Annotated in this window: 10 protein-coding genes; 3 read left to right on the top strand and 7 right to left on the bottom strand. The window is 57.7% G+C overall.

Annotated features, from left to right (window positions below; genetic code table 11):
• The coding region (locus SGJ19_26290) for a di-heme oxidoredictase family protein (protein MDZ4783773.1) at positions 1–850 on the bottom strand (850 nt) is incomplete at its 3' end.
• 430 nt (positions 851–1,280) lie between these two features.
• Between SGJ19_26290 and SGJ19_26295 the strand changes: the two genes are divergently transcribed.
• The 3 genes from SGJ19_26295 to SGJ19_26305 all read left to right on the top strand — a co-directional run bounded on the left by SGJ19_26295 (position 1,281) and on the right by SGJ19_26305 (position 3,576).
• Positions 1,281–2,009, top strand: coding sequence for an SRPBCC family protein (locus SGJ19_26295; GenBank protein ID MDZ4783774.1), 729 nt, complete (start codon positions 1,281–1,283; stop codon positions 2,007–2,009).
• 37 nt (positions 2,010–2,046) lie between these two features.
• Positions 2,047–2,481, top strand: coding sequence for an EamA family transporter (locus SGJ19_26300; GenBank protein MDZ4783775.1), 435 nt, complete (start codon positions 2,047–2,049; stop codon positions 2,479–2,481).
• Positions 2,482–2,616: 135 nt separating this feature from the next.
• Entirely contained in the window at positions 2,617–3,576 is a 960-nt protein-coding gene (locus SGJ19_26305) for a YsnF/AvaK domain-containing protein (protein ID MDZ4783776.1), read from the top strand.
• Between the two features lie 60 nt (positions 3,577–3,636).
• Here the strand turns inward: SGJ19_26305 and SGJ19_26310 are convergent, their stop codons facing one another.
• The 6 genes from SGJ19_26310 to SGJ19_26335 form a co-directional block, all read right to left on the bottom strand.
• Positions 3,637–3,861, bottom strand: a complete 225-nt coding sequence (locus SGJ19_26310) for a hypothetical protein (protein MDZ4783777.1) — start codon at positions 3,859–3,861, stop codon at positions 3,637–3,639.
• A 517-nt stretch (positions 3,862–4,378) separates the two neighbouring features.
• Positions 4,379–4,525 (bottom strand): hypothetical protein, encoded by a 147-nt coding sequence (locus SGJ19_26315; protein MDZ4783778.1) that lies wholly within the window; start codon positions 4,523–4,525, stop codon positions 4,379–4,381.
• 34 nt (positions 4,526–4,559) lie between these two features.
• Positions 4,560–5,897, bottom strand: coding sequence for a PEP-CTERM sorting domain-containing protein (locus SGJ19_26320; GenBank protein MDZ4783779.1), 1,338 nt, complete (start codon positions 5,895–5,897; stop codon positions 4,560–4,562).
• Positions 5,898–6,026: 129 nt separating this feature from the next.
• Positions 6,027–6,152 (bottom strand): hypothetical protein, encoded by a 126-nt coding sequence (locus SGJ19_26325; protein ID MDZ4783780.1) that lies wholly within the window; start codon positions 6,150–6,152, stop codon positions 6,027–6,029.
• Positions 6,153–6,274: 122 nt separating this feature from the next.
• Positions 6,275–7,312 carry a YihY/virulence factor BrkB family protein gene (locus SGJ19_26330; protein ID MDZ4783781.1) on the bottom strand — a complete coding sequence of 346 codons (1,038 nt, stop codon included), beginning with the start codon at positions 7,310–7,312 and terminating at the stop codon, positions 6,275–6,277.
• 207 nt (positions 7,313–7,519) lie between these two features.
• On the bottom strand, positions 7,520–7,726 hold the full coding sequence (locus tag SGJ19_26335) for a helix-turn-helix transcriptional regulator (protein ID MDZ4783782.1): 207 nt from the start codon (positions 7,724–7,726) through the stop codon (positions 7,520–7,522).
• Positions 7,727–7,920: the final 194 nt, after the last annotated feature.

The following is a 7,920-nucleotide window of genomic DNA, read 5'->3' on the forward strand; positions in this document are numbered from 1 at the left end:
CCGCCGTCAGTGGAAACCCGCCCGCGGGAATGCTTGGCATGTTGGCAAAGCCGCTCGGCAGCGTCGGCGAGCCCCTTTGCGTCGGTGCATCGGCAAGCTGCGGCCCCATCTCATGTAGCAAGAGGTCGCTGTACAACCCTGAAACATCCGCCAACGTTTCCACATGACAAGTGGCACAACCGATCTGCGTGAAAAGGTCGTGCCCTTCTTTGAGTGGGCCGCCGCTGGTATTTGCCGCGAGCGGGGCCGGTAACGCTGCCACAAATGCGGTCAGTGCCGCGACGTCACTGGCTTCCAGGTCGATCCCATGTGGCGCTGGGTTGGTCGCCAGAGGATCCTCCGCCTGCGAATGACCGCTGACCTCTAGCCCCAATTCGTTCGCACAAGCGCTCCCCACGAAGTCTGCTAGAGAAGCGATTTGAGCGCGCCAGCCAAACCGTCCGACATCGCCTCCGATTTCGGACACTTGGCCGGCAATGCCGCCGTCGTCGTTCGCTTGGGCGTCGGCCAAGGCCCGAATGGCCTCAGTGGGAATGCGATTGATTTGACCTGCGCCGAAGAGTGCCGGCGAGCTTCGCTCACTCACAAAGAACTGACGGCCATCGCGCTCGCCGAATCGCAGTTTCGCTCCTCGCGGCAGAGAAGTCCCCCGCGGCGGACGCGTGCTCAAATCACTGAGCCATCCGCGTCGCCACTGGTCGTAGCCGGTGGGCGTTCCGTGCCGATGCAGAATTGTCGAATGATTCCTCTCCAGCCCAGAAAATGAGGCCAAATTCAGCGGAGCACGGTCGAGCCCGCTGAGAAACGCTTGGGGATTGAACCCTCCGAGCTGTAACTCGGTGATCACCATGAGGTTCTGCTCATTGGTGGCGCTTCCACCTAGCCCTCCTTGCTGGTGGCAAGTAGCGCAGCTGTTCGCATTGTAGACAGGTCCCAGCCCGTCGCCGGTTGCCACGCCGGCCTCCCCAGGCGTCCATTCATATGCAAACAGCTCTTGGCCGCGGTCACGCAAGTCGAGCGCGCGGGCGGCGCATGGTGCAAGGGCAACAACGCAAGCTGCAATGCCGATGAAGGGTCTTGTGGTTCGCATGATCAAAACCGCCGAAGCTGCGAATGAATCAATTCACCATACGGATCGGAGCACGGATTGACAACCGGCGAGCCAATCCGAACCAGTAAACACGCGTGGGTGGGGAATAGCAACACGGTCAGGGAGACGACTGTCGGAGCCGGCATTCCATTTGCATAGGCGGGGTCAACCCACGAAAGGAAACCCTCCCATGACCGACACATCCATGATTCAGGAAACTTCGTGCAGTTCCAAGCCAATCAATGTTCACGAGGGTGAGCGCATTCTCAGCGTCGGCGGCGGTGCCCTGGTGCTGCTCTATGCGCTGGATTGTCGCCCCCTCGGAGCGTTAATGAGCTTTGTAGTCGGTGGCGGGCTGGTCTATCGGGGCCTCACTGGCCATTGTCAGCTCTACGACAAGTTGGGGATCTCCACCGCACCAAGCCCCGAGACGGGAGGCGTACCAGCTCAGCGTGGTGAGCGGCTGGAACGCCAACTGGTCATTCAAGCTCCACCTGAGAAGGTCTACAAGTTCTGGCGAGAACTCTCCAACTTGCCCAGCGTGTTGACGCATGTTTCCTGTGTCGTGCAGTTGGAGGAGCGTAACTCCCGTTGGCAAGCGGAAACACCACTCGGCACAAACTTGGAGTGGCAAGCCGAAATCATCAAAGATGAACCAAATCGGCTGATCGCCTGGCAATCGTTGCCCGGCGGCTCGCTGAGCACCGCGGGCTCCGTTAAGTTTGAGCCCCAGGGTAGCAGTCAAACGAAGCTGACGCTGAACATGAAATATGATCCCCCAGGCGGGAAGGTCGGCGTCTGGGTCGCCAAGGCGCTCGGCGTGGATTTGCTGACTGAATTGAACGACGATCTCCGCGCATTCAAGCAACGCATGGAAAACCCTGCGACTACCGGGGCGTCACACAAACTGGCGACGTGACGGCACCCCTCAGTTCAAAATTCTACTGGCCCAGCCGATGCCGATGAGTCACTCTTGGTGGATTTGGGCGTTATTGTCTGCTCTGTTTGCCGCAATTACCTCCATCCTTGTCAAAGCCGGCCTCCGGGAAGTAAATGCTGACTTTGCGACACTGATCCGGACGGCAGTTATCCTGTTCGCACTCGGCACGTTCGTCGCTGTTCAAGGGAACTGGAGCAATCCCTTTCATTTGGACGTCAAGCCGCTGCTGTTCTTGACCGCATCGGGATTGGCGACCTGCGCTTCCTGGGTTTGTTATTCGCGGGCGCTGAAAGTAGGCGACGCTTCAAAAGTCGATCCGATCGACAAGCTCAGTGTCGTATTGGTCGCGCTGCTGGCATTCGCCTTTCTTGGTGAACGACCGCAAGGCCGCGAATGGTTGGGAATCGTAATGATCGGTATGGGTGCGGTCATCTTAGCGATGCGGAAGTAGCCCTCGTTGCGCTGGCTAAGCTAGCAGGATTGCGCCAGCACTCGCGCATTCCGAGTTGAGCAGACACCGGTACAAGAATTGCAAAACATCGAACGGTTTCTTGATCCCATAACACAACTCTGTTGGAGATTCATCATGGCCGCCGTCACTCAACGCACCGTGGTTGGTGTATTCACGACAACCCAAGCAGCGCGCGATGCCACTCAAGCACTCAAAAAAGCTGGCTTTCTCGAATCCGAGATTGGCGTGGTCAGCTCGCATGGACAACACGATGGCTCCGACGACGAGAGTCGCGTCGCGGAAGGCGCTGTCGCAGGAGCAACCACAGGCTTGGGCATCGGCGCTTTGTGGGGCCTGGGAATTCTAGCTGGCGTCTTGCCAGCCATTGGCCCGGCCATCGCTGGCGGCACGCTGGCGGTGTTACTCTCGAGCGCAGCTGCTGGAGCGGCCACAGCAGGTTTGGCTGGTGCTCTCATCGGCATGGGTTTGTCGAAGAACGAGGCCGATTTCTACGACGCCGAAGTCCAAGCTGGTCGTACGATTGTCACGGTCGAGGCCGGTCAACGCTATGCTGAGGCGACCAAGATCCTGCGCCAGGCGGGTGGCTACGATATGACCGACAAGAGCGACGCAGGGACCAGCCGAACGGTGGAAGAAAACGCCCCCCCACGCCAGGCTACACGCGACCAACAGACTCGTGCCACTCTCGGCGGACAATTAGGGAAAACCGTCCGCGCCCACGAGGAAGAACTCCAGGTGAATAAAACCCCCGTGCAAACAGGCGAGGTTCGCGTGCGCAAGGAGGTTCACACCGAGCATCAACACCTCGACGTGCCCGTGATGCGGGAGGAAGTCGTGATTGAACGCCGGCCCACCAATCGTCAACAGGTGTCGGCCACAGATTTGGATCGGCAGGAGGAGATTCGCATCCCGGTCCGGGAGGAACAAGTCAAGGTTCAGAAGCAGACGGTGGTCGCGGAGGAAGTCTCAGTGGGCAAGCGGCAGGTGCAGGACACGGCCCAGGTCAACGAGTCGCTCCGCAAAGAAGAGATCAAGGTCGACACCGAGGGGAATCCAAAGATTCGCAAGCGGTAACTCAATGGTGTGATTACGCAATGGGAGCGCGGTTCGCCGCGCTCCTTTTTTATTGCGCGCTCAATCGTAGCTAGCGCCAATCTGCGTAGCCACGGTATCCAACAACCTCCCAGCAGATTCCCGTGAGAGATTGCCGTTGAAATGGACGCGAAATGTGCGTTCGTCCCAATCGTCGTGGCGGTGATCGTCGGCGGAGTGCACGACGCAGCCAAAAAAAGTTTGACGGCGCATCAGCTCGCCAATCAATTCGTCGCATGTGAACAAGGCCAGCTCGTCCGACGGCATTTGGAATCCCTTCAAGGTCAGTTGAGCTGCTGATCCTACCAAGCGGCCTCTTTAGGAGGCAAGCGAGGAAGGGTACGAAAAGGTAGAGCGCTACGTCGACGTCGGATCCACCGGGCGAGCGCCGAACTTGAGCGGCGTTGCCTTGCGAGTGCGTAAGCCGAGCGGCGGTTGTTGAGCCGCTCGCAAGTGCTGGCGCGGTATCAGCTAGCCCGCTTGCACTCGAACTGCCCTTACCTTGTCGTTGGAAGACGCGATCGGCAGTGACTGTCGATCAAGCCCGTTCGTTGACGTCCCTTGCTACTCCGTCCTCGACACAAAATCAGCTGAGGCGAGGACGGCTTGCCAGGCTTCGATTTGACTCGACGCTCGCACTAGAATCTGCTGACCGCGGCGGTGGCCGTAGACAAGCCAAACAGGCATACCGTCGCGCACAAGGGCAGCTTCGGATACTGACCAATTCGTCGCTCGGAGCGCTGCCACACAATCGTCAATTGAGAGCCGCGATAGCAGAGGTCGGTCAACTGAGTAATACGAGCCCACCGACCGGCAGGCCTGCGAAGTTCATTTGCATGGCGTAGGTGATGTTGTAAAGGGCCGGCCACATCGAGTGCAATTCATGGCTGAAATCGACTCCGCCGATCAATGACGAATCACATTTGCTCACTCTGATTCCACACTTTATCTAGGACGTAGCCCGATCAATGTGTTAGCACCCGCCGCAGAGTTGCCACCGTCGTCAGGAGCGTCAGCCCCATCAGGCCAGCCAGCAATCCCGCTGCAGGCTCCGGCACCGTCGTCGCGGAACCCGCCCCAAAGGCATTTCGTACGGCATTCAAATCTTCGATGGTGACGCTGCCTTCACCATCGGTGTCTCCCAAGCCGGAGCCGCCGAAATTGTTGCGCACATTGTTCAAGTCTTCGATGTTGACTTCGCCATCGCCATTCGTGTCGCCTGGCAGTTGCAACGGCGGCAAGATTGCCAACCACGCTTCATACCCTCCATCCGGATTAATTCCCAGTCCCGTCAGTGTGCGACCGTCCGCTGACACATCCTCGGCGGACGTCAATTTCCAACCCGTCAAGTTGGCAGCGTCCTTGTCGAGCAGAAACGACTGCAGGTCGAACATTTGGTTCGCAAACCAAAAGCAAGCCCGGCTCTCGGAACCTTCATCCGTATAGCTGCCGACGACCACCTCACCGCTGGCGGATACGTTTTCCGCTGTACTACTTGCCACAGTTGGAAGGTGATTGAGCCCGACCATCCCATCGTTCATTGACCATCGAAAGGCTTGATTTTGAACCAAGAGCTGACCTGATACACCCACTACCACCGCGCCGTCGGCCGAGACATTGTTCGCCACGGAAAAATCGTGGGCCGGTAGAAAGCCCAATCCCACCATGCCGCCGTCGACAGTCCAACGAAAAGCTTCTTGCCGGGCGTCGAAACCATGGCCTTTGTAGCGGCCACCTCCAACGATCACTGCGCCATTCCCCGACACGCCAAAGGCCACGCTATGAAATCCTCCTTCCGGAAGATCACCGAGCCCCACCATTCCATCACCGTCGGTCCAGCGAAACGCCTCACCTTCATCGGAATTTGCCGATAACGAGTAGCCGACGACCACTGAGCCGTCGGCTGACACATCAAACGCTTGACTATTCAACGAACCGCCCGGCAGATAACCAAGGCCGACAATTCCCTCGGTGTGCGTCCAGCGGAATGCTTGCGCGCCAAGTGAGCTGTCGCTGTTGCCAACGATTACTGAGCCATCGTTCGACAATCCCCACCCGGAACTAAAACTGCTACCGCCGGGCAGATCGGGCAACCCCACCATGCCATCGGCCCCGCTCCAACGTACAGCTTGTACGGGCTCTCCAGGGGCGCGACTGGCGAACCCCGTCACCATAAGCCCATCGGCGGAGAGGCCATATGCGCCAGTATCGAAGTGTTCAGTGTCTGATAGGGTTCCGAGGCCAGTGAATGACGCCTCAGCTTGAGATGGATTAGGTGACACGGGTGTGATAGTAAGCAGCATGCTGCTGATCGCTAGCCGAGCGCCCCTCATCTTTGCATCTCCAGTTTACCAATCAATTTCCGGCCGATTTGATGGGACAAATCTTGATCGTCGTGACTTCGCGTTGTCCACCAGGCAACCGTCGCCAAGTCACTTGCCCAGCATCTTGGCGACCACGAAGATGACCAACGCCCCGACGAGGCCGCCGCCCAAGAGCATGTACACCAGGGAATAGCCAGCAGCCGCGAGAATCGGTGCAGCGAGGATGACGATCATGGGTTTCTTCTTTCGTTCGAGAAGTGAGTGATGAGGCGAAGTCCGCCATCGGCGACCAATAGCGATTCTTGTGCCGTTTCTCACCTGTCCTAACATTCGGCTGCTCTTACTTACTCCGTTTCCTAATCAAGCGCGGCCGGCGGAGCATCGGGTAAACCGTGCGGCACTCCTTGCTGAACCCGGTCGTGCTCCGTGACCCGCACGGCGGACTCCTTTGGCACGATGGACTCGCCACGCAAGCGGGCCTGGACCTGAGTCATCTCGGCACCGAACAACAGAATCAGTGCTGAATAGTACGTCCACAGGACCACGATCACGAGCGAGCCTGCGGCCCCGTAACTGGAGCCAATCGTACTATGGCCAAGATAAAGACCGAACAAAGTTCGGCCTAAGACGAACAGTGAAGCCGCCACGAACGCCCCCAGCCAGACATCGCGCCATGCCACGTAGGCATCCGGCAATACCTTGTACATGAGCGCAAACAAAAACGTGACCATGGTCACGGATAGCACGGCGTACCCCACTTCAAAGAGCGCGAACTCTTGGGCAATGCGGTCCACAAGCACTTGAAGGAACATGCTGGCAACTAACGAAACCAGCAACAGAAAGCTAACCACCAACACCATGGCAAATGAGATCAAGCGGTCCCAGACCATGGATTTCAGTCCCAGCCCAGGAGCTGGCTGCACTTCCCAAATAGTGTTCATCGAGTCCTTGAGTTCTGCGAACGCGCCCGTAGCGGCGAACAACATCACGCAGACGCCGAAGATCACGGCCATCATGCTGGCCTGTCGTTCCGGTGCATTCTTCACCAGCATTTCAATGGCCTCACCACCGGCTGGACCGACAAGAAAAGCTACCTGCCGCAAGACCTCCCGAAGGGCAGCGTCATGTCCAAATACAGATCCGCCAATGCCTACCGAAATGATGACGATCGGCGTCAGCGAGAAGATGGTGTAAAACGCCAGTGCTCCCGCCATCCGAGGAGCCTTGTCTTGATTCCACTCGAACAGCGCCCCGCGAAAGACGGGCCACACTGGACTTAGTCGTAGCCACTTCATGTTTGCTTCACATTGGAAAGAAATGCTTGCCGCCCTGAACACTGCTGTGTTCAAGGTTATCGTACCGAACAGAGCCTGCATGTCGATTTTGAAAATCACAAAAAATTTCGGAGCGGTATATACGATTGACTGAAGGGCGAATGGGGGGCCTACCCCGGGGTGCCTCAGCGCATCACGCACTCCTTCGCGCGCTCTTTTCTCAGGTCGCAGTAAACGAGCACCGCTAAAGCCTACGAAACAAGGCTCAAATAGCACGCAAACAGCAGTCAAGCAACCACTCAACGCATGCACAGCAGGGCCGATGAACTACTTCCGCCCACGCTTCACGACTCCGTGAAGTTCCAGCTTGAAGTAAGCGCACAGCTTCTCGGCAGTATCGAGAGTCATCGACCGCTCGGCTCGCATAAAGCGCGAGATGATACCTGCGGAGATGTCGACTTCGCGCGCAATCGCGTCTTGCGTCATTCCAGATTCGCGAATCGCGTCACGCAATGCATCAGAGAGAGTAGTCATACGCGTAAGGTAGATGATCGAAAATAAACTGTCAAAGGCGACATGTCGATTGACAATGATGCATTCGCGCGTATATTGCAATCACTCGCTCGGCTTCTCGTTCTCTTCACAGGAGCATCGTTCATGCAACTCCACGAACAGTATCGCCCGCGCACTTGGCAAGAAGTCGTCGGCCAAGACAAAGTCATTCAGCG

The organism is Planctomycetia bacterium (assembly GCA_034440135.1).
Classification (GTDB): domain Bacteria; phylum Planctomycetota; class Planctomycetia; order Pirellulales; family JALHLM01; genus JALHLM01.

Excerpts from the sequence above, each read along its gene's own strand:
- SGJ19_26295 (MDZ4783774.1), top strand. The coding sequence starts at position 1,281 with ATGACCGACACATCCATGATTCAGGAAACTTCGTGCAGTTCCAAGCCA.
- SGJ19_26300 (MDZ4783775.1), top strand. The coding sequence starts at position 2,047 with ATGCCGATGAGTCACTCTTGGTGGATTTGGGCGTTATTGTCTGCTCTG.
- SGJ19_26305 (MDZ4783776.1), top strand. The coding sequence starts at position 2,617 with ATGGCCGCCGTCACTCAACGCACCGTGGTTGGTGTATTCACGACAACC.
- SGJ19_26310 (MDZ4783777.1), bottom strand. The coding sequence starts at position 3,861 with ATGCCGTCGGACGAGCTGGCCTTGTTCACATGCGACGAATTGATTGGC.
- SGJ19_26320 (MDZ4783779.1), bottom strand. The coding sequence starts at position 5,897 with ATGCTGCTTACTATCACACCCGTGTCACCTAATCCATCTCAAGCTGAG.
- SGJ19_26325 (MDZ4783780.1), bottom strand. The coding sequence starts at position 6,152 with ATGATCGTCATCCTCGCTGCACCGATTCTCGCGGCTGCTGGCTATTCC.
- SGJ19_26335 (MDZ4783782.1), bottom strand. The coding sequence starts at position 7,726 with ATGACTACTCTCTCTGATGCATTGCGTGACGCGATTCGCGAATCTGGA.